Raw genomic sequence first — 19,826 nt, forward strand, 5'->3', positions numbered from 1 at the left:
CTTTAAAAATTGAGAATCTGCTGCAAAAATAAGGAGAATAATTTGGGTTTAATGATTAATGGAAACAGAAATCCGAACAAAGCTCCATAGAAGTGTGCACTATGACCTATATTGTCAATATTTTTCTTTCCCATATAGTAAGAATAATAAAGGTATCCTGCTGCGAAAATTATTCCGGGAATCGGTATTACAAAGAACAAATAAATTGGCTGTAATGGGGCAAAAAATATGGTTGCAAAAACAACGGCTGAGGTAGCACCAGAAGCACCAACTGCATTGTAATGGTAGTGTTCTTTGTGTTTGTTTAAATCATATAGCGTAGATAGAACAATAGCACCAAGATATAGGACAATGAAATAAATTACTCCTGCAGAACCAAAATTATAGCTAAAGTAGTATTCCAAAGCATCTCCAAAAAAATACAGCACAATCATATTTACCAGCAGGTGATCCCAATTGGCATGTAAAAATCCGTACGTAATTATTCTGTACCACTGATTTCTTTTTGTGATTTGATATGCATTAAACTGATATTTGTACAGCAAATCGTTGTTCTGAAAAGCTGCTAGTGAGATCAGTACTGTTATGGCAATTATTATTATGGTCATGTTGTGTTTTTCTAAAAAGCTTCTAACAGTTTAACTGTTAAAGCAGGTTTGCCTGGATCATATCCTCCAGCTTTGTATTCAACTCTATTTGTGGTAATTCCTTTTGAAATTACATATTCGGCAGCTTGTGAAGCTCTTTCAAGGCTAATAATATTATTATCCCTTTTGCCATTGTCAAAGTTTGTGAAGCCGATTATTTGAATGGCAATATTCGGATTTACAATCAATAGATTCGCTAAATTATCAAGCTCAAGAATGGTATTTTTACTTAGTTCAGCCGAGTTTTTTTCATATTCAACACCAAATAGTTGCATGTTCTCATTTTTATTGAACTTTTGCAATTCTATTTGCTCAAAATGATCCGATTGATAACGATAATTTGTAATCACTTTTGTGAAATATCCATCTTTTCGAATGATAACATCATATGATTTTGAAGGATCTATATCTTGTGAAAATTCCCCGTAATCATCAGTTTCGCATACGCTATTGATCTTATAACTACGATTAATAAGTTCGATGTTGGTTTGCTTTAGTGCACGTCCGGAAAACTGGTCAACAACACTTCCTTTAAATTTTATCCAAGGTGTTGTTTCCATGGATATATTCAGTTGTTTAGGTGCAGCATCATTTTGAGCAAAATAAAGAATCCTCTTCGTTTTATAGCCTGGTTTACTAACTATTAAACTGTAATTTTTATTGTCGAAAATATCGATTTTGAACATTCCATTCTCACTACTTTGAATCGACTTTTCTTTGGACAAATTATCCATTAAAACAATATCCACCTTGGGAATGCTTTTCTTTGAATGATTATCAACTATTCTTCCGTGTAAGGCAATAATTTTTTCTGGATTTTGAGTAAATGAATAAATATCATCATTTCCTCTTCGGTTTGAAGAAAAATAACCGCTTTCTTTCGATCCTTTAAAAATAAATCCAAAATCATCTTTTTCTGAATTGAATGGAAGACCAAGGTTTACCGGATAAGTCCAGCTATTCTGTTCAAATGTTGTTTTAAAAATATCCAGACCTCCTAAGCCAATATGTCCATCAGAGGCAAAATACAGGTAATTGTCATCACCAATGAAAGGAAACATTTCGTTACCGGAAGTGTTAACCGTAGGTCCCAAATTAATTGGTTTACTCCAAGAGAATCCCAGTTTTCGACAAACGTAAATATCTGTTCCCCCGTATCCACCTTTCATATTTGAGATGAAATACAAATATCTCCCGTCCGAAGATATACTAGGATGTCCAATTGAATAGGCATGACCTGCAAAAAGAAACAATTCAGGTTTGTCCCAAGAGCTGCCATTAAAACGTGATGAATAAATGTTCAACTCTGACTTACCTTCAAGGTTTAGATTGCCTTTGTTGCGAGTGAAATATACAAATCGTTCGTTTGGTGTAAAGCAAGCCGGACCTTCATGATATTTGGAATTAAAGGTTTCGCTAAATGGAATTGGATCCACAAAACGATCTCCTATTCTTTCGGTATAGTACAAATCAAGATAATGCTCTCCTGTTCTGCCATCAATTTCTTTTGAAGTTTTGTTATGTCGTCCTGACACGAAAACCAATCCATTTTTGTAGAGAGCTGACGCAAAATCTGACTGTGGAGAATTTATAGGAATAGATTTTACAATATATTGTTGATTGTCCTCTAATTCGTTGATAAGGTTACAGGACAGAATTAAATTTTGAATGTTTTTATCTCGAGGGTTAAGCCTGGCGTATTTTTCAAACCAAACTTTTGCTTCATTATAATTCCTAGTTCTTTTTAATAGGAGAGCATAGCTAAGAAAATCTTCAGAATTGGCTCTTGGATCCACAACCAATTTTTCCAATAAGTAAAGAGCTTCAGTATCTTCATTGATTTTAATATAACATTCAGCCAATTTTCTTTTTACATCAATATCATTTGAACTTTCCAGATATTTTTCGAAATAATTGATTGCATGGGCAAACTCACTATTATCAAAATATCGATTGCCTTTTTCGACCAATTGTGATTGTGCAAATGAAGAGATATTTCCTAAAGTGATTAGAAAAAATACTAATATGATATTTAATCCAGCTTTACTGTTCATGGTACTTAGAAATATCTTGGTGACGTAATTTTGCTCTTTTTTAAAGATAAATTGTAATTTAATATTATTTCGTGATTTGTAAAGCCTTTTGATTGATATTTTCCGAAATATTTTTCATAAGAATATGAGAAACTTAATTTCTGACTCAATTGATACCCAATGTTACCAGCCACAGAATCATCAGTTCTATATCCCAAACCAAAAGATATACCACTTTCATGAAGCATATCAAAATTAGCCATGGCTGTTGTCGTTCCTGAATAGGAACTGATTACCAAAGCAGAAGGTTTAAACTCAAATTCTGGATTAATAGGCAAGGTAGCACCAGCTCCCAAATAGCAGACTGTATTTTTGAATTTAAGCTTCATATTATCCGAAAAACCTTCAGAAGCAGGTTGATCGTTTGAGAGTAGTCTTGGGGCTGAAAATCCTAAGTAATATTTGGGTGTGTAGTAATAAAATCCGATTCCAAAATTCGGAACCCAAGTTGAAATATCCTGATTAGGAAAAGCTGGATCATCCAGAGATGGAAAATTAGGATCGTAGGTTGTCAGTTCTGTCCAGTTAATTTGCTTGTTGATAAATCCTGCCTGAATTCCCATTGACAAAGTCCCTTCGATGCTAACTTGCAGATGGTAGGCATAATTAAAAAATACAGCATTATCTTTCTGAATTCCAAACCTGTTGTTGTACACAACTGCTCCTAAACCAAAATTAGTGTAGTTTACAGGAGCTTGTATTGATAAAACGGTTGTTTCTGGAGATCCTTCTACATCTACCCACTGATTACGATAGGCAAGTACAGCTTCCATAAAGCGACTACTACCTGCATAAGCAGGATTGTAAAATAATCGATTATAAGAAAAATTTGAAAATCGGATGTCTTCTTGTGCCCAAGATTTAAAAATGGGTAATAAAAGGAGTCCAATTAATATTGCAATTTTGTAAAGTTGATTCATTCTCAATATTTAACGACAATATATCCACTTTTAACATATTCCTTGTTCTTAATAATTAGTTTAAAGAAATAGGTTCCTTTAGGCAATTTATCTCCAGGACCAAGTTTTACGCCAGCATTTTTGTAACCACCATCCCAGGCTTCCTGGTTGTTGTAATTTTTCTTTTCGTAAACTTTGGTTCCCCAACGCGAGAATACAATAAACTCGTTTTCCGGATAATTTTCAATTCCCTTAATGTAAAATTTGTCGTTAATATTGTCGTTATTTGGTGAGAATGACGAAGGGATTACTAGTTCAACCTGATTAGGATCAAGAACATTAACTACTACAAATGCATTACTGCAGCGCTTTGCCTGATCACATATTTCGTAGTAAATCGTGTCAGTTCCAAAACTCATCTCGTATGGATAATATACCATTAAGGAATTATCTTCAATTAAATAAGCCTTTCCGAACTGATCGGTTTGGCGAAGTATAGATTTTTCGATTTCTTCTTTAGATGAAAACTTGTCATTTTTTAGGAAATCTATTTCAATATAAACCACTTCGCTTGCCGAATTTTGGTTTGTAATGGAAACCGTATCGTTTTTGGCAACTGGTGGTTCACCAGTTTGTCCCAAACACAATAAACTTGTGCAGAGTGAGAATCCAAGTAACAGTAGTCGAATGGGTAGATTTATTCTCATATTAGGGTGTTGCGTAAAATTAAGTTTTAACGCTGCTGCTAATGGAGAATTTTAAAGATCAATTCTTTTAAAAGATCTCCTTGTTTCGTTCCTACATCACCATATCCTTTCGATCTTAAATCATATTCCCGCAGCATCTCAATAATTGAAACCAATTTCTTGGGATTGTAATTTTTAGATGCCAGTTTATAATCTTTTACGAAATAAGGATTGATTCGTAAACTTGAAGCAACAACTTTTTCGTTCGTTTTATTTTTTAAGAAATAATACTTTAAAACTTTGGAGAAATACGAGTGTATTAAAGCAATGGTTACAACAATAGGATGATTTTTTTCGTTGGTAGAAAAATAGTTTATGATTTGATTGGCCCTTAATACATCTTTTTTACCTAATGCATTTTGCAGCTCGAAATTGTTGTAATCTTTTGATATTCCGATGTTTTTTTCAATATCAGTAGGTGTGATTGTATCGCTATTGGTAATATTTATAGTTAGCTTTTCGATGGCATTGGTAATTTTGCCTAAATCGTTACCTAGGAATTCAGCCAATAGAAATGCGGCCTTATTATCAACTTTATATTTTAAGTTCGCAGCATATTTTTTAATCCAATCAGGAATTTGATTTTCGTATATTTTTTTTGATTCGAAAAGAATTCCATTTTGAGCAACATCTTTGGTAAAAGCTTTTCGCTTATCCAATGATTTGTATTTGTAGTTAACTACTAAAATGGTTGACTTTAAGGGATTTTTAACATACGATGATAGCTGATCGATATTCTTGATATTTTGAGCTTCCCTAACAACTACAACTTGTTTTTCGGCCATCATAGGAAATCTTCTGGCAGTTGTAACAATGGTTCCTATGTCAGTATCTTTTCCATAAAGGATGGTTTGATTGAAATCTTTTTCATGCTCAGGTAAAGCATTGTCTATAATATAATCGGTAATCTTATCAATAAAGAAACTTTCTTCTCCCATTAAAAAGTAAATCGGAGCAAATTCTTTTTTCTTAAGACTTTTAAATATCTCTTCGTATGTCATGGTTCAAACTTAAAATCTAAGGTGTTTAACAGATTTGCGATTGTGCATGATCTCTTTTAAAGCTTCAATTCCAATTTCCAGATGGTTATTTACATAGCTATCTGTTACCAAAGCATCACTTTTATCTGTTTTAACCCCTTCCGAAATCATTGGTTGATCCGACACCAAAAGCAATGCGCCAACTGGAATTTCATTGTAGAAACCAACCGTAAAAATGGTAGCTGTTTCCATATCGATTGCCATAGCACGAGTTTTGCTTAAGTATTTCTTGAAACGTTCATCGTATTCCCATACACGTTTGTTGGTTGTAAATACGGTTCCTGTATAATAATCTTTATTTCGATTGGATATAACCTGTGAAACTGCCATTTGCAATGAATATGCAGGCAATGCTGGCACTTCTGGCGGAAGATAGTCGTTTGATGTACCTTCGCTTCGAATTGCAGCAATTGGCAGAATTAGATCGCCTAATTTGTTTTTTCTTTTTAAGCCACCACATTTTCCAAGGAAAAGAACGCCTTTGGGCTTAATTGCACTAAGCAAATCCAAAATTGTTGCAGCATTAGGACTTCCCATTCCAAAATTGATAATGGTAACTCCATCGGCTGATGCATTTGGCATTGCCTTGTCTTCTCCCAAAATTTCGCAACCGTGCCATTCAGCAAAAAGTTCAACATAGTGGTTGAAATTGGTAAGCAAAATATATGGAGTGAATTCTGAAAGTTCTCGGCCTGTATATCTTGTTAGCCAGTTTTTTACAATTTCTTCTTTGGTCTTCATGAATGTGTAGCGGTTTTATAAGGAATAATCTTGTAACTTTAGCCGATTAACAGCTTTTTTATGGAAAATTTAAATTTACCAACTTATTCCTTCAAAATAAAATCTGATCTGCAAAGAAAACTAATTTTCGACAGTATTCGAAAGAAGTATGTAGTATTAACTCCGGAAGAATGGGTGAGGCAAAATTTTATTCGGTATTTGGTAGAGGAAAAAGATTATCCAGCCTCCTTAATAGCTGTTGAAAAAAAAGTTGATGTTAATTTGCTACCACAACGAAGTGATATTGTTTTGTACAACCGCAATGCCAATCCAATTATGATTGTAGAATGCAAAGCAAGTAAAATTAAAATTACACAAGATGTGTTCAATCAAATTGCACGCTACAACATGAAATTGAGAGTTCCATTTTTGGTAGTAACTAACGGATTAAGGCATTTTTGCTGCTATATGGATTACGAAAAAAAAAGTTTTAAATTTTTGGAAGATATACCCAACTATCAATCGATTAAAGATTTGTAGAGTTTATTTTCTGAAGTAAATACTCATCTAACCAGCCATTTTGTGTTTTTATCCAATCTTTTTTTAAGCCTGCTATTTCGAACCCTTGGTTTTGGAAAAGCTTTAAACTGGCCTCATTTTTTGATGTGATGTTACAGTACAACTGGTGAACTTGCAGAACAGAAAAAGCATAATCACATAAGGTTTCCAATGCTTCGGTGGCATAACCTTTTTGCTGATGTTCCCTGTTGTTAATAGATATTCCAATTCCTGCATGTTGATGAAATGGGTCAAAATCAAATAGATCTATTAGTCCAACCGGTTCCTGATCTTCTTTTCGTTCAATGACCAAACGCAATTGCTTGCTTTCAAAAATATCCAAGTGACTTGTTTCCATGTATTGCTTTAAAACAAATAAAGAGAATGGTTTAAGAGTATGACTAACTTCCCAAATTGAGGAATCGTTTTCCCAACTGTAAAGCAATTTTAAATCAGTTGGTTCCAGTGCTCTTAAGCGAATGTTATTATTCTCTAGAATTTGCATTTTATAGTACTTTATAAACTAGTTTTAACAAGTTGTAGATTAATGCTTGTTATACCATTTAATCTCTCTGGTAAAGGTATCAAGATATCCTTTTTTAACTACAGAAGAAAGACGACTTTTTGCTTTTGCTTGCGACGAGAATTTTTGAAAAGTATATCTGGACAGACCATCTTTACCATAAAACAATTGCATGTTGTCTGTTCCTAAATTATCGAAATAATTTAAAGGGCGAGCATTTTTTAAGGCCATTACCTGGATGGTATAATAGTTTTCAGTTTCTAATGAATTGTTAGCCGGTAAGCGTTCGCCTCGCAATGATTTTCTTACAAAAGCATCCCAGTAGCCATTCTTTAAAACTGTGCCCAAATCAAGAATTGCATCTCGTTTTGAATTGTAAGAGCCATAAGTGTATCGATACAATCCGGTTTTATCAACAAATACACTTACATCTCCTAAATCTTTAAAATAGCTTAAAGGCTTTGGATAACGAAGTGCCATTACTTGAATGGTATATGTGGAGGAACCTGTGTATTGAAGGCCAGAGTATAGTAATTCATCGTTAATAACGGTTCTAATAAAGGCATCCCAATAACCCATTCTAATGAGTCGATTCATAACCTTAACCGCTTTATCGTATGATTTGAATTTGCGGTAAGTGAATCGTGTTAAACCATCTTCACCAATATACACTTTTACATTATCCAGATTATCGAAAAACTCTGCTTCTATAGGAATCTTAAGTGCCATAATCTGAATGGTGTAATAAATTTCACCTCCCTTTTCCTCTTTAGCCAATTTATCGTTGGTTAAAATTTTAATTGTAGGTGATTTGAATCCTTTTTCCGCAATTACTTTTTGTGCTTTACTGGCCTCTTTATAATCCTTAAATTTACCATAGGTGTAATGATATTTATTATCGGGACCTTTGGTTTCAATCACTCCATCCAACTCCTCGAATAGTTCAGGATGCGGAGAGTTGAAGTTTCCTAAATCCAAAGTAAATGCAAGAGCACCAGAGTCAATTGCCTTGATATCTGATTTCTTAGAATCTATCGTAGATTCTTTTTGTAAAGGTTTTTCTTTCTGAATAATTGGTTTATCCTTAATTTCTTTTTGAATTGCTTCATCAACTTTTGCCAGCTCTGTTACTTTATCAGGTACTATAACTTTTGTAGGAGCACTTACATTTGGCAAAACTGTAGGTGTTACCGAAATATTTGAATCCGTTTTGGTTTTGGAAACAGGAATATCTTTTCTAATCGTATTACTTTCCTTTAGCGTTCCTGTATCATGAGTTTGATCAATTGTATTGATATCTTTTGATTTTTGAGAGCTGATGATACTATCTTGTTTTACTGCAGGAGTAGCAAATTGTTTATCATCAGGCATAGAATCTTTGCTATTTTCCAAAACTCCGATCTGGTTGATTTTACTTTCTTCAAAATTGATTAACTCAATGGTTTGTGGATAATCAGCTTCGTCCTTGGTGCGCAGAGTTAATGGTAAAAGGGTAATAACACTATGGTTTTCCTTGTTGGCATATTCAGGTGGAATATTCAGAACGGTTCTTAAAGTTCTGTATCCTTCAGCCACAATTTCAATATCGTACTTTTTACCAGCATCAATAATGAACAAAAATTTTCCAGTAGCAGTATTTGGAGAGTAAATACCAATGGTTTTTCCATTTTTACTAACAGTTAATTTAGCACCTCCAACAGGTTTGCCATTGGTGTTTACTATTTTTCCTTTCAATACAAAAAGACCAGCCTGATCTGCATTAGGTGTCTTAATCAGGAAGATGTCTGTTCTCCCCAAACTACCAGTTCGGTATGATGCAAAGTAGGCTCTTTTTCCATCCGGAGTAGGAGTGTAGTAAATGTCATCATCAGTTGAATTGATTGGATATCCAACATTTACAGGTGTAGTCCAACGTCCTTTGATGTTGATACTTTTAAAGATATCCAGACCTCCCATGGATGTGTGGCCTGCTGAACTGAAATACAAAGTTTTCCCATCAGGATGAATAAATGGAGCGTCATCGTTGTATTCCGTATTGATAGCCGGACCCAAGTTTTTTGCTTTTCCCCATTTGCCATTAGGAAGTTTGGTTACTGTGTAAATGTCCATTCCACCATATCCTCCAGGTCTATCACTTGAAAAAAACATGGTTCGTCCGTCCGCCGAAACAGAAATGTGACTTTCCTTGCTTTTGGAATTGATATTAGGTCCTAGTTTTTTTGCTTCAGACCATTCATTCCCTTGTAATTTACTCACATAGATGTCTCCACCTTCCGATTCTTTTCGACTCAGATATCCTGCTTTATAAATATAAAGTTCCTGACCATCAGCCGAAATAGAAATCGAAGCATCATGGTCAATTGTGTTAAGTTTTGGAATTCCAATCGGCTCAGTCCACGTTTCATTTACCTTATGCGAGATGTAAATATCTTCAAAATACTGACCATCAATATCAAGTTTACTGCCAGTGCCATTTCTTCGCGAAGTAAAAATCATGGTGCTTTCATCTGCAGTAACACCAGGACTGTGTTCATCATATTCGGTGTTAATTTTATTGCCGAGATTGATGATGGAGATATCCACTGGATTTTTTACCAGCTCCAAACCATTTTCACACATCTTAACTTCGCGTTGTATTTCGTTACGAAACTCTGTGTTTTGAGGTGAAATAATTTGCTGTAAGTCTTTATAAACTTTTAATGCTTCCCTGAATTGATAATTGGCGTGATAGGCCTTAGCAGATTAAAGTACACGTCAATGGGAACATTGTTTTTTGAACTGGTGTATTGAATAGATTTTTCCAGTAACTCAACCGATTTGGACTTTTCAGGAACAATATTTAAATAGCATAATCCAAGTTTAAAATTCAAATCGGCATTGCGCGAAGCTTGATCTAACAACTCTTTATAAATGCTGGCAGCCTTGGAATAGTTTCCATTTGCCAGTAATTTTTCAGCTATTTGATATTTTCTACGATCTTTAACTTTTTGCTGTTTGGGGCTGGCATTAAGAGAGTATGGACTACAAATCCCTATGTAAATAGAGAAAATGACCAATAAAATCGTCTTTGCAGAAGAAGACAATTTCATTTTTAGCTTAGGGCCTGTAGTGGGTTTTATATGTTTTAATCTAATTAACAATAACTAAATATAACTTTTATAAGTTAATAACGCCAGAGAATCTGATAAAAAAGATGGAATTGTTAATAAAAACTTCCTTTCTATCAGGTTTATTTACCTCTTGATAAATGTAATTATATAATTCTGCAATGAATAGACAAAATAAATAAAAATGTAACATTATTTAGGCATATCTATTTATAAAACACAAAAAAAGCCGAAGAATAAGATTCAACGGCTCAATTTTTAATTAAAAATGCAATTATATACCTCTGTTTGTGTCGAAATTCTCTAGGTATTCTGCAACTCTTTTAAGAAACATTCCACCAAGAGCTCCATCCACAACTCTATGATCGTAAGACAAGGAAAGAACCATTATGCTTCTGATTCCAATGGTGTCACCCTGAGGGGTTTCAATAACTGCTGGCTTCTTTTTAATAGCACCAACAGCTAGAATTGCCACTTCGGGCTGATTGATGATTGGAGTTCCAGTAGTACTGCCAAATGCTCCCAGGTTTGTAATGGTGAAAGTGCTTCCTTGAATTTCATCTGGTTGTAGTTTGTTTGCTCTGGCACGATCAGCCAAATCATTTACCTGCCTGGTAATTCCCACAAGATTTTTTTCATCGGCCGATTTTATGACTGGAACAATTAGATTTCCACTAGGCAAAGCTGTTGCCATTCCGATGTTAATGAATTTTTTACGGATAATCTTGTCACCATCAACAGAAACATTAACCATTGGATAATCTTTCAATGCTTTTGTTACGGCTTCCACAAAAATAGGAGTGAAGGTTAGTTTCTGACCTTCTTTTTGCAGGAATTCGTTCTTTACTTTATTTCTCCATTGCACCAGACCTGTTACATCAACATCAATGAATGAGGTTACGTGAGGCGAAACCTGTTTCGATTGAACCATGTACTGTGCAATAAGTTTACGCATTCTGTCCATCTCAATGATTTCAACATTATCTCCATTGTAAGATTGGTGAGAAACCGGAGCTGGCGCTGGTGCAGGTTTAGCACTAACCGGAGCAACTACTGGTTCTGTAGCTACAGGTTGTAATTTTTTATTTTCGATGAATTGAAGAATGTCTTTTTTGGTAATACGGTTGCTTTCACCCGAACCTTCAATTTGATTTAGTTCTTGTAAGCTGATGTTTTCTTCTTGTGCAATTTTGCGAACCAAAGGAGAGATAAACGAACCATTTTCAGTCTTACTTGCTAGTTTTGGTTCAGCTTCAATAGCAGTTTCTTCTTTTGGTAAGTCAAAAACTATTTCTTCTTCCACCTTTGCAGGTTCAGAGCTTGTAAGTTCTTCAGTACTTAATTCTTCGCCATCAGGAACTAAAATAGCAACTACGTCGCCTACTTGGGCAACATCACCTTCTGTGAATAAAAATTTTACAATCTTCCCTGATTGAGGAGCTGGAATTTCCGAGTCAACTTTGTCGGTAGCGATTTCAAGAATCGACTCTTCTTCTTCTACATGCTCGCCTTCTTTTTTAAGTAACTGTGTAATGGTTGCTTCTGTGATTCCTTCCCCCATTGCTGGAATCAATATTTCAATTTTAGCCATGTGTGATTGTTTTTTTGATACCCATTAAGTTAGGCAATCCCGATGAATATTTAAATAGAAATCGGGCATAGTGTTTAATTGATTGTGTTTATTTAGTCTAAATACTATGCGAATTTAATAAAATTGAAGAAAAAGACAAACGTATCCGAAGATACAATTTATCGATAAGGAGATAGATAGAAGCTAAAGGTTCAAGTTACAAGCTCAAAGTATAAAGTATAAAGTATAAAGTACAAAGTGGGGCAGATGTTTGTGAGCATTGCACATTCACCCGAACTTTTTAACTGCTAACCGTTTACAAATTTTGATCGAAAGGAGTACGGTGTAGAATCGATCTTCCCAGGGTAATTTCATCGGTATATTCCAGTTCATCGCCAATGGATACACCACGCGCAATGGTTGTAATTTTTACATCAAACTTATTTAGTTTTTTGTACAGGTAAAAGTTGGTAGTATCGCCTTCCATGGTTGTGCTTAAGGCAAGAATTACCTCGTTCATTTTACCTTCATCGGCTTTTGCAATTAAAGGATCAATTTGCAAATCGCTGGGACCGATTCCATCCATAGGAGAGATGATTCCACCCAAAACATGATAAATTCCATTGTATTGCTGAGTGCGTTCTATCGACATTACATCACGAATACTTTCAACCACACAAATGGTTTCATGATCGCGCTTTGGGTTCGAACAGATATCACATACATCGGTATCAGAAATGTTGTAGCAAGATTTACAGTGCTTGATTTCATCTCGAAGTTGAGTAATTGAAGAGCCAAAACGATGCACGTCTTCTTTGGGCTGATTTAGCAAATGCAAAACCAGACGCAATGCAGTTTTTCTTCCAATACCAGGAAGTTTAGAAAATTCGGCAACTGCATTTTCCAATAGTTTCGATGGGAAATTGGTATAGCTCATTTTGTCTTCAATTCTTAAGTTTAGCTCAAAAGTAATAAAAAACCTGTCAGGTTTCAGAAACCTGATAGCTTTGATTATTTTTGGTTTTTATTCTAAAAAAAATCGACTGTGACACCAATTACCATACTATCTGTTGTTGTTGGGTATTTTGCCCTTCTTTTATTGATATCCTATTTTACTGGTCGCAAGGCTGATAACAAAGGCTTTTTTGTTGGAAACAAACAATCGCGTGGTATGTGGTGGCCTTTGGTATGGTTGGAGCATCCTTATCGGGAGTTACTTTTATATCGGTACCAGGTTGGGTGAAATCCATCGACTTTACCTACATGCAAATGGTGTTGGGGTACATGTTGGGATACATTGTGGTGGCCAATATTCTGTTGCCACTGTATTACAAATTAAATCTGACTTCAATCTACACTTATCTGGATGGCCGATTTGGTAGGGCCTCCTATAAAACAGGAGCCTCTTTTTTCTTGCTATCAAGAACCATTGGTGCATCCTTCCGCTTGTTTCTAATGGCCAATGTTTTGCAGATAACGGTATTTGATGCCTGGGGCGTTCCTTTTGCAGTTACCGTGGTAATTACCATTCTGTTGATTTGGTTGTATACTTTTAAAGGCGGAATTAAAACCATTGTGTGGACCGATACCTTGCAAACCTTGTTTATGCTGCTTGCGGTTGGAGTGAGTATTTTCCTGATCATGGATAAACTGAACCTAAACATTTCGGGATTAACCAACATGATCAGCGAAAGCGAATATTCGCAAGTATTTGTATTTGATGATTGGCATAGCAAACAAAATTTCTTCAAGCAGTTTTTTACTGGAGCGTTTATCACCATTGTAATGACAGGCTTGGATCAGGATATGATGCAGAAGAATTTAAGTTGTAAAAATCTGGGAGAAGCCCAAAAGAACATGTACTGGTATGGATTTGCCTTTATTCCTGCCAATTTGCTGTTTCTTATTTTGGGTGCCTTGCTATTGGTTTTTGCCCATCACGAAGGAATTGCAATTCCCGAACGAGGCGATGATTTGTTTCCCTTGTTGGCAACCCAACATCTCGGCCCGGTGGTTAGCCTTTTCTTTTTGGTTGGATTAATGGCAGCAGCCTACTCAAGTGCCGACTCGGCTCTAACATCACTTACCACATCATTCACAGTTGATATTTTAGATGCAGATGAGAGCGATGAGGTAAAAACAAGAAAACTTCGCCGCCAATCTCATGTCCTGTTTTCTGCATTGTTGCTATTGGTAATCATGATATTCAGGGCAATAAACGACGATTCGGTAATTGCTGCCATTTTTACTGTAGCTGGTTATACTTACGGTCCGCTTTTGGGACTTTATGCCTTCGGTTTGTTTACCAAACTGCAAGTAAAAGACAAGTTGGTTCCGATAATCGCCATTCTTTCTCCTGTCATTTGCTATATCCTTAAAGACAATTCGGTAGATTGGTTTGGAATTACCATTGGATTTGAATTGCTGATGATTAATGGCGCATTGACATTTATAGGTTTATGGTTGATTAGTGTGAAAAATAAATAAGCTCATTTTATCTTTCTTTTTCATAAAGGAGAAAAGAACATCACTTCGAAAATTAATTCTTTGGAACTATCAAGTTAAATTTCTCCCTTTCAGGGGAGATCCCGACAGGGAGAGGGGTGTTTTGTTATCGTATAGAGAAAATAATTTTGCCACAAAGGAAAACGAAGGATATCACGAAGTAACACAAAGGTGTTTTAATGTTAATTGCGTGGTATAGTAAAGACAGCATCAATGCTGTCTCTACCCATATAGGATATTTGCAGAGACAAGGCATTGCCCTGTCTTTATTGATATAAGGCTTTGTAACGCATGCAGCAATTAAAGTTTTTTCAATATCTTAGATAGCAACTCTAAAATCACACACATGAAAAAGCTTATCTTTTTGGCTTTTATTTTAATGGCCTTTAGCAATGGGAATCCGACCTACCGACTGTTTAAAGAGAATGGCAAACCCATTCGATATCAGAAAATGATAAAACAAATTGCTGATGCGGATATCGTGCTGTTTGGAGAGTTGCACAACAATCCCATTTCGCATTGGTTGGAATTGCAGCTTACAAAAGATCTGCATCAACGAAAAGGAGAAAACCTGGTATTGGGAGCCGAGATGTTCGAGGCCGATAACCAGGAATTCGTGAGCAAGTATGTAAAAGGCGAGATGAATGAGGAGAGCTTTATGGATACCACTCGCCTGTGGAAGAATTACCAAACCGATTACAAGCCATTGCTCGATTTTGCCAAAAACAACAATTTGCATTTTGTAGCCACTAACATTCCGCGCCCATATGCATCCATGGTATTTAGAGGTGGTTTTGAAGCTCTGGAGCAACTAAACGATCAGGAAAAAAGCTGGATTGCACCGCTGCCAGTAAAATACGATGCCGAATTGCCAGGCTATAAAGCCATGAAAAAAATGGGCATGCACATGAGCGCCGACATGCTGGATAATTTTCCCAAGGCCCAAGCCATAAAAGATGCTACCATGGCACATTTTATATTGGAGAACTGGAGCAAAGGACAGCAGTTTATCCATTACAATGGCGCTTATCATTCGAACAATTACGAGGGCATTATCTGGTATTTGAAACAAGCCAATCCCGATTTAAAAATTGTAAGCATTTATACCGCGACAGCCGAAGAGATCCGCAAAATGAATCCTGAATTAAAAGGGAAAAATACCTACTGCATTGTTGTGCGCGAGGATATGACTAAAACTTACTAGAACAAAAAAAAGAGCAAACCCGAAGGTTTGCTCATGTGTGTTAATTGTTATTTAAACACTACAGGGCTATTGTAGTTTCTTCAGTATCTTTTTGGTTGCGTGTTTTGCGGGCACGCACCTTACTATTTGTTTCTTCAATACGTTCACAAATGATTTTAAAGCTGGCAGCATACTTTTCAGGAAGTGCTGCAGCTGCACCTTCCAGGTGAGGAATAAGTTTTTCGTTTATAATTTCGCGAACCTTATTTTTCTGAATCGATGGAGCGATGTAATCAACTTTGTTGGCGTTATTTTCGCTTAGTTTTTTGAATGCATCGGTAAGAGCATTGGTCGATGCCTCAAACTTTACAACTCTATCGGATACACTCAGCAGTTTGTCTACTTTCGGTTTAAATGTTTCGTTGTTCAGATTTTGCAGCAAAGCTTTACTCATAGAAATTTGCATTTCGTAGTTAAGCTTGTTCAATTGCAGGTTGTGCGATTTAATTAACTCGTAAACATCCTCGGCACATTTGGCAATTTCTTCATCGGGCATGTACATGTTGGCTTTAACAAATTGCTTTAAACACTTAAAATCATCATCAGCAATTTTGTCTTCCTTACGCACATTTTCAGCAAGAATATCGCCATGCACATGGGCAATAGACTGACTTAATAATTCATTTTCCTGTTTCAACTCATTCAGAATCATACTAAGGATAAGGTCTGCAGACCAATCTCCTTTTTCCAATTCCGAGGTTGCGACACTTGCAATGGTGTTAATCTCTTTGCTGTCGCAATAATAAAAAACACTTTCTGCCATTTCTTTTGTTTTTAGTCTTAGAGAAACAAACATCGCATCGGGTTAGTATGCTTGTTTCCATAAATTTAAGTTACATATCATTTTTTTTGAGTCGAAAGCTAAGGTATAAAATAAAAATTGAACAATAACAAAAAGTTATTAAATAATTTATGATTTGTATTAAAATGTAATTTGGCAAACTTGACAGGCCTTTGTATGAAAAATATTCATTAAATTGATTGGCTTGATATTATTTGTAAGGTTAAATAAAAGCTTAACCCTTTGCAAAGTCACTGATTATGCTGTATGCGTGATTTTTTGAATTGTATTACTGAAAATCTGCAGATAAAATACTTCGAAGTATTTATTTATTGAAAAATAGACTTTGAAAATGATGAAAGGGGTGTTTTGCTACAAATACAGCCATTGAAACACATGAAAAAGGCATATTTGTACAAATATGGCCATTGCAAGACCTGAAAAGCCCATATTGATGACAAAAACAAGAATTTCAATTCGATAAACGACCGTATTTGCGCAAAAATAGCCATTTATTTACTTTCAATGCTTCTATTTGTGCAAATAGAAGCATTGCAAAAGAAGAAACGCCTGTATTTGTACAAAAACGGCAATTTCTTCACTTTCTACGCTCGTTTTTGTACCATTATGACCATTGCAGGACTTGCAATGCCAAATGCGTTGGCAATATCTTCATTGCAATACATTCAATGCCATATTTGTTGCTCGTATTGCTGATTATTTTATTTAGATGTTAATAATAGGAGCCAAATAAATGTTTTGAATCAAAATATTTGGATGAAGAGCAAAAAAATAACCAATTAAGTGATTATAATTTTGTAGGTTTGGGTGTTGTGAAAGTGTATGCAAGTAGATCATACAAATAATAAATTTCAAACAAGAGGAATATTTATAGATGGAAGAACAATACTTATTCGAAGGAGAAAAATTTGGTTTGTCCGAAAAATCAATTCATTTATTGCGTAATAGATATAATTATAAAACTATAGACTTAGATGATGTTGATTCGATTACCATTGAAAAGGGTAAAGATCTTAATAATTGGGCTTGGGTATTGTTTATAGGAGTGATGTTATTGGCTTTTGTTGCTTATGATTCGCTTAAAATACTGAATCTTTATGGTGATGAAAACACTCATGTTATTTATTTGGAGCGACTATTAGTTCCATTGTTTCCTTTCGTTTTAGGCATTTATACAGTAATAATTTCATTAAGGAATTCGAAAGTAATGAGAATGTATGTCGGAAGTAAGAAGTACCATTTTTCGCTTCGGAGAATTATTAAAGCAGATAGCTACGACGAATTTATTGTACAAATGAAAGATCGATATAAATCTATTAGAATTAACTAAAGTGTAATTTAGAATATGACACCAGATTTTACCGACGTAATGTCGGAACGAAGCAACGAAGGATTAATAAAGATTACTACAATACAAAGGTTAGATTACCAACCTGCGGCTGTAGTGGCTGCCGAAAAAGAGTTGGCAAAACGAAATGTTGATAAGGATGAGCTTGAGACAACAAAAGAAGAAATTTTGGAAAAGAAGGTAGAAGGCGAAAAGCTCGAAGCATCAAAGGTAAAATCGTGGGTTCGCTTTGTGCATTTTTTTGTTGATATTATTACCATTTTTTTGATTTATATATTTGTTGTAGGTATTATTACTACTCTATTTATAGATGAAGTAAATCCAATGATAGCAGAGGCCACTTTACCTTTTTTATTGTTTGTTTTTTCCTTTTTCTACTACGTTATTTTAGAATACAAATACCAAGTCACTATTGGCAAGATATTGATGAAAACAAAGGTTGTAATGAAGAATGGCAGTGTTCCTGAATTACCAGATATCATTGCACGTACTTTTTGTCGCTTCATTCCCTTCGATAGAATCTCATACTTGTTCACTAAAAATGGATTTCATGATCGTTTGTCGAGTACAATGGTAGTGAAGCAAGTTGAAGAGTAAAATTATTAGTATGAGAAATAAAGTTTTAATAACATCCCTAACAATAATTGGTTTTGCCATTATTGCCTTTTATGCCACGAATTGGTTCAAAGAATTTGTGGCTATTGATTCTTGTTTAGATAAGGGAGGTAAATGGAATTATGAATTAAAGAAGTGTGAGTTTAGTGTTGATTCTGTTGATGTAAATATTGCCTATTGGATAGCGGATTATAATGATGATATGGGAGAATATTTAATAAGGGGCAAACAATTGGATTCAATTGAAAAAACACCAGAAGCATTAATAGATATTCTTAATGGAAGAGAACTGGAATGTAGCTTGGAATATAAAGGTATACAAGGTGATACTATTTGTATTGGTATTATTAATGGTTTGTATTTATCTGAACAGATGGGGACAACAGGGGCTTATTGTTTTCTGGGAGAGACAATATTTACTTTGACAGAATTGGATTCTATTAATAAGGTAAGTATTGAAATGGAAGTAGGTTCTCATGCTGGGCCAGGTGTTTATACAAGAAATGATTTTGACGATTTAGTAAAAGAATAATAATTCATGAATAATCAACCAGAAAGAGTAAATGCAGGATTAAGATTAGCCTCAATGTTAGTAGATCATTTTATAATGACTTTTGTGTGTATGCTAATAGCCGTACCTGGTATTTTTATAGCAATGTTTGATGTATTTACCATTGATCATGAACCAACCGATATATTTATGGGATCGGCTTCTTTTATGTTTTTTGTAGCTTTTCGGCCTATTTTAATAAAGATATTTTTAACGGAAGAAGTGCTGCAAAGCGGATTCTTAAACTACAGGTTATTGATATCAAAACGGGAAAGGCAGCTAACCCATTAAAATGTTTTGTGCGAAACATACCAATTGTATTTTGGCCATTAGAGGCAGTTTTTGTTTTGGCTAATCCTAAACGTAGGTTAGGTGATTTTATAGCAGGAACGAGAATCGAATATGTTGAGTACCCTGAAAAAACAAAAATGGATTGGCCAAAATTTGCCATAGCAGTTTTTATTGCCATTGGTTTCTCGTTTTTAATGTCTTTGCCATTTTCTTTTCTCGGTTCAATGCACGAAACAGAGAAGACTCCATATGTAATAGAATCATTAAATGATCAAAAATCTGAGGAGGCAAATGTATTTTTCACAACCCAACTCAACGATTTAATAAAGAAAGCAGATTTTAAAATATACGACAATATTCAGGGTGAGGATAGAGGGTATGTTGCAGGAATTTTGTATTTCAAATACCGTGAAGATTATGAAGATTTTGAACAATCGGAAAGCAAAATAAAAGAATTGTTGGCAAAAAAATATCCATTAGAACAATATTGTTGCTTTATCAAATTTGTTTACAAAGAACCTGGTAGTTTAAATACTAGGCAAAGATTTTATAAGTAAGAATACTGTAAT

20 protein-coding genes are annotated in these 19,826 nt (G+C 34.9%); 8 read left to right on the top strand and 12 right to left on the bottom strand.

Annotated elements, in window-relative coordinates; genetic code table 11:
* Positions 1 to 2: 2 nt before the first annotated feature.
* From JCM15579_RS00845 to JCM15579_RS00870, 6 genes are read right to left on the bottom strand one after another with little or no spacing between them, the layout of a single operon-like run.
* Positions 3 to 608 (bottom strand): rhomboid family intramembrane serine protease, encoded by a 606-nt coding sequence (locus JCM15579_RS00845; RefSeq protein WP_054714363.1) that lies wholly within the window; start codon positions 606 to 608, stop codon positions 3 to 5.
* Positions 609 to 619: 11 nt separating this feature from the next.
* Positions 620 to 2,701, bottom strand: a complete 2,082-nt coding sequence (locus tag JCM15579_RS00850) for an OmpA family protein (protein WP_054714367.1) — start codon at positions 2,699 to 2,701, stop codon at positions 620 to 622.
* A gap of 5 nt (positions 2,702 to 2,706) precedes the next feature.
* Positions 2,707 to 3,660, bottom strand: coding sequence for a PorP/SprF family type IX secretion system membrane protein (locus tag JCM15579_RS00855; protein WP_054714369.1), 954 nt, complete (start codon positions 3,658 to 3,660; stop codon positions 2,707 to 2,709).
* 2 nt (positions 3,661 to 3,662) lie between these two features.
* Entirely contained in the window at positions 3,663 to 4,346 is a 684-nt protein-coding gene (locus JCM15579_RS00860) for a T9SS type B sorting domain-containing protein (RefSeq protein WP_083464483.1), read from the bottom strand.
* A gap of 38 nt (positions 4,347 to 4,384) precedes the next feature.
* Positions 4,385 to 5,386 (bottom strand): DNA polymerase III subunit delta, encoded by a 1,002-nt coding sequence (holA, locus tag JCM15579_RS00865; protein WP_054714375.1) that lies wholly within the window; start codon positions 5,384 to 5,386, stop codon positions 4,385 to 4,387.
* Positions 5,387 to 5,395: 9 nt separating this feature from the next.
* Complete coding sequence (locus tag JCM15579_RS00870; protein WP_054714378.1) at positions 5,396 to 6,166, bottom strand: AMP nucleosidase; 771 nt, start codon at positions 6,164 to 6,166, stop codon at positions 5,396 to 5,398.
* A 60-nt stretch (positions 6,167 to 6,226) separates the two neighbouring features.
* On the opposite strand from JCM15579_RS00870, the gene JCM15579_RS00875 reads away from it, so the two are divergent.
* The gene (locus JCM15579_RS00875) at positions 6,227 to 6,685 is read left to right on the top strand and encodes a type I restriction enzyme HsdR N-terminal domain-containing protein (protein WP_054714382.1); all 459 of its coding nucleotides are present in this window, start codon (positions 6,227 to 6,229) and stop codon (positions 6,683 to 6,685) included.
* Here the strand turns inward: JCM15579_RS00875 and JCM15579_RS00880 are convergent.
* The 5 genes from JCM15579_RS00880 to recR form a co-directional block, all read right to left on the bottom strand.
* Entirely contained in the window at positions 6,672 to 7,208 is a 537-nt protein-coding gene (locus JCM15579_RS00880) for a GNAT family N-acetyltransferase (RefSeq protein ID WP_054714385.1), read from the bottom strand. The genes JCM15579_RS00875 and JCM15579_RS00880 overlap by 14 nt on opposite strands.
* A 39-nt stretch (positions 7,209 to 7,247) precedes the next feature.
* Positions 7,248 to 9,845, bottom strand: a complete 2,598-nt coding sequence (locus JCM15579_RS00885) for a TolB-like translocation protein (RefSeq protein WP_054714387.1) — start codon at positions 9,843 to 9,845, stop codon at positions 7,248 to 7,250.
* 77 nt (positions 9,846 to 9,922) lie between these two features.
* Positions 9,923 to 10,315 carry an outer membrane protein assembly factor BamD gene (locus tag JCM15579_RS00890; protein ID WP_054714390.1) on the bottom strand — a complete coding sequence of 131 codons (393 nt, stop codon included), beginning with the start codon at positions 10,313 to 10,315 and terminating at the stop codon, positions 9,923 to 9,925.
* Positions 10,316 to 10,607: 292 nt separating this feature from the next.
* Positions 10,608 to 11,924, bottom strand: coding sequence for a dihydrolipoamide acetyltransferase family protein (locus tag JCM15579_RS00895; RefSeq protein ID WP_054714393.1), 1,317 nt, complete (start codon positions 11,922 to 11,924; stop codon positions 10,608 to 10,610).
* Between the two features lie 295 nt (positions 11,925 to 12,219).
* Entirely contained in the window at positions 12,220 to 12,840 is a 621-nt protein-coding gene (gene recR, locus JCM15579_RS00900; protein ID WP_054714395.1) for a recombination mediator RecR, read from the bottom strand.
* A gap of 236 nt (positions 12,841 to 13,076) precedes the next feature.
* On the opposite strand from recR, the gene JCM15579_RS00905 reads away from it, so the two are divergent.
* Positions 13,077 to 14,390 (top strand): sodium:solute symporter, encoded by a 1,314-nt coding sequence (locus tag JCM15579_RS00905; RefSeq protein WP_306305802.1) that lies wholly within the window; start codon positions 13,077 to 13,079, stop codon positions 14,388 to 14,390.
* Positions 14,391 to 14,754: 364 nt separating this feature from the next.
* Positions 14,755 to 15,612 (top strand): ChaN family lipoprotein, encoded by an 858-nt coding sequence (locus JCM15579_RS00910; RefSeq protein ID WP_054714398.1) that lies wholly within the window; start codon positions 14,755 to 14,757, stop codon positions 15,610 to 15,612.
* A 58-nt stretch (positions 15,613 to 15,670) separates the two neighbouring features.
* Here JCM15579_RS00910 and JCM15579_RS00915 read toward each other — a convergent pair whose 3' ends face one another.
* Positions 15,671 to 16,414 (bottom strand): DUF6261 family protein, encoded by a 744-nt coding sequence (locus tag JCM15579_RS00915; protein WP_054714401.1) that lies wholly within the window; start codon positions 16,412 to 16,414, stop codon positions 15,671 to 15,673.
* A 913-nt stretch (positions 16,415 to 17,327) separates the two neighbouring features.
* Here JCM15579_RS00915 and JCM15579_RS00920 point away from each other — a divergent pair.
* Genes JCM15579_RS00920 through JCM15579_RS00940 form a run of 5 tightly spaced genes read left to right on the top strand, consistent with a single transcriptional unit; the run spans position 17,328 to position 19,814 of the window.
* On the top strand, positions 17,328 to 17,783 hold the full coding sequence (locus JCM15579_RS00920; RefSeq protein ID WP_054714406.1) for a hypothetical protein: 456 nt from the start codon (positions 17,328 to 17,330) through the stop codon (positions 17,781 to 17,783).
* Between the two features lie 15 nt (positions 17,784 to 17,798).
* Positions 17,799 to 18,398 (top strand): RDD family protein, encoded by a 600-nt coding sequence (locus JCM15579_RS00925; protein WP_054714408.1) that lies wholly within the window; start codon positions 17,799 to 17,801, stop codon positions 18,396 to 18,398.
* 10 nt (positions 18,399 to 18,408) lie between these two features.
* On the top strand, positions 18,409 to 18,948 hold the full coding sequence (locus tag JCM15579_RS00930) for a hypothetical protein (RefSeq protein ID WP_054714411.1): 540 nt from the start codon (positions 18,409 to 18,411) through the stop codon (positions 18,946 to 18,948).
* Positions 18,949 to 18,954: 6 nt separating this feature from the next.
* The gene (locus JCM15579_RS21135; protein ID WP_054714414.1) at positions 18,955 to 19,257 is read left to right on the top strand and encodes a hypothetical protein; all 303 of its coding nucleotides are present in this window, start codon (positions 18,955 to 18,957) and stop codon (positions 19,255 to 19,257) included.
* A gap of 8 nt (positions 19,258 to 19,265) precedes the next feature.
* Positions 19,266 to 19,814 (top strand): hypothetical protein, encoded by a 549-nt coding sequence (locus tag JCM15579_RS00940; RefSeq protein WP_054714417.1) that lies wholly within the window; start codon positions 19,266 to 19,268, stop codon positions 19,812 to 19,814.
* The last annotated feature ends 12 nt before the right edge of the window (positions 19,815 to 19,826 follow it).

It is taken from the genome of Marinifilum fragile JCM 15579 (assembly GCF_001310955.1).
Lineage (GTDB): Bacteria > Bacteroidota > Bacteroidia > Bacteroidales > Marinifilaceae > Marinifilum > Marinifilum fragile.

Bases quoted from the DNA above. Each gene is read 5' to 3' on its own strand.
- JCM15579_RS00875 (WP_054714382.1), top strand. From the start codon at position 6,227: ATGGAAAATTTAAATTTACCAACTTATTCCTTCAAAATAAAATCTGAT.
- JCM15579_RS00885 (WP_054714387.1), bottom strand. From the start codon at position 9,845: ATGTGTGAAAATGGTTTGGAGCTGGTAAAAAATCCAGTGGATATCTCC.
- JCM15579_RS00910 (WP_054714398.1), top strand. From the start codon at position 14,755: ATGAAAAAGCTTATCTTTTTGGCTTTTATTTTAATGGCCTTTAGCAAT.
- JCM15579_RS00925 (WP_054714408.1), top strand. From the start codon at position 17,799: ATGACACCAGATTTTACCGACGTAATGTCGGAACGAAGCAACGAAGGA.
- JCM15579_RS00930 (WP_054714411.1), top strand. From the start codon at position 18,409: ATGAGAAATAAAGTTTTAATAACATCCCTAACAATAATTGGTTTTGCC.
- JCM15579_RS00880 (WP_054714385.1), bottom strand. From the start codon at position 7,208: ATGCAAATTCTAGAGAATAATAACATTCGCTTAAGAGCACTGGAACCA.
- JCM15579_RS00915 (WP_054714401.1), bottom strand. From the start codon at position 16,414: ATGGCAGAAAGTGTTTTTTATTATTGCGACAGCAAAGAGATTAACACC.
- JCM15579_RS00920 (WP_054714406.1), top strand. From the start codon at position 17,328: ATGGAAGAACAATACTTATTCGAAGGAGAAAAATTTGGTTTGTCCGAA.
- JCM15579_RS00850 (WP_054714367.1), bottom strand. From the start codon at position 2,701: ATGAACAGTAAAGCTGGATTAAATATCATATTAGTATTTTTTCTAATC.
- recR (WP_054714395.1), bottom strand. From the start codon at position 12,840: ATGAGCTATACCAATTTCCCATCGAAACTATTGGAAAATGCAGTTGCC.
- JCM15579_RS00860 (WP_083464483.1), bottom strand. From the start codon at position 4,346: ATGAGAATAAATCTACCCATTCGACTACTGTTACTTGGATTCTCACTC.
- holA (WP_054714375.1), bottom strand. From the start codon at position 5,386: ATGACATACGAAGAGATATTTAAAAGTCTTAAGAAAAAAGAATTTGCT.
- JCM15579_RS00845 (WP_054714363.1), bottom strand. From the start codon at position 608: ATGACCATAATAATAATTGCCATAACAGTACTGATCTCACTAGCAGCT.
- JCM15579_RS21135 (WP_054714414.1), top strand. From the start codon at position 18,955: ATGAATAATCAACCAGAAAGAGTAAATGCAGGATTAAGATTAGCCTCA.
- JCM15579_RS00855 (WP_054714369.1), bottom strand. From the start codon at position 3,660: ATGAATCAACTTTACAAAATTGCAATATTAATTGGACTCCTTTTATTA.
- JCM15579_RS00890 (WP_054714390.1), bottom strand. From the start codon at position 10,315: ATGAAATTGTCTTCTTCTGCAAAGACGATTTTATTGGTCATTTTCTCT.
- JCM15579_RS00870 (WP_054714378.1), bottom strand. From the start codon at position 6,166: ATGAAGACCAAAGAAGAAATTGTAAAAAACTGGCTAACAAGATATACA.
- JCM15579_RS00895 (WP_054714393.1), bottom strand. From the start codon at position 11,924: ATGGCTAAAATTGAAATATTGATTCCAGCAATGGGGGAAGGAATCACA.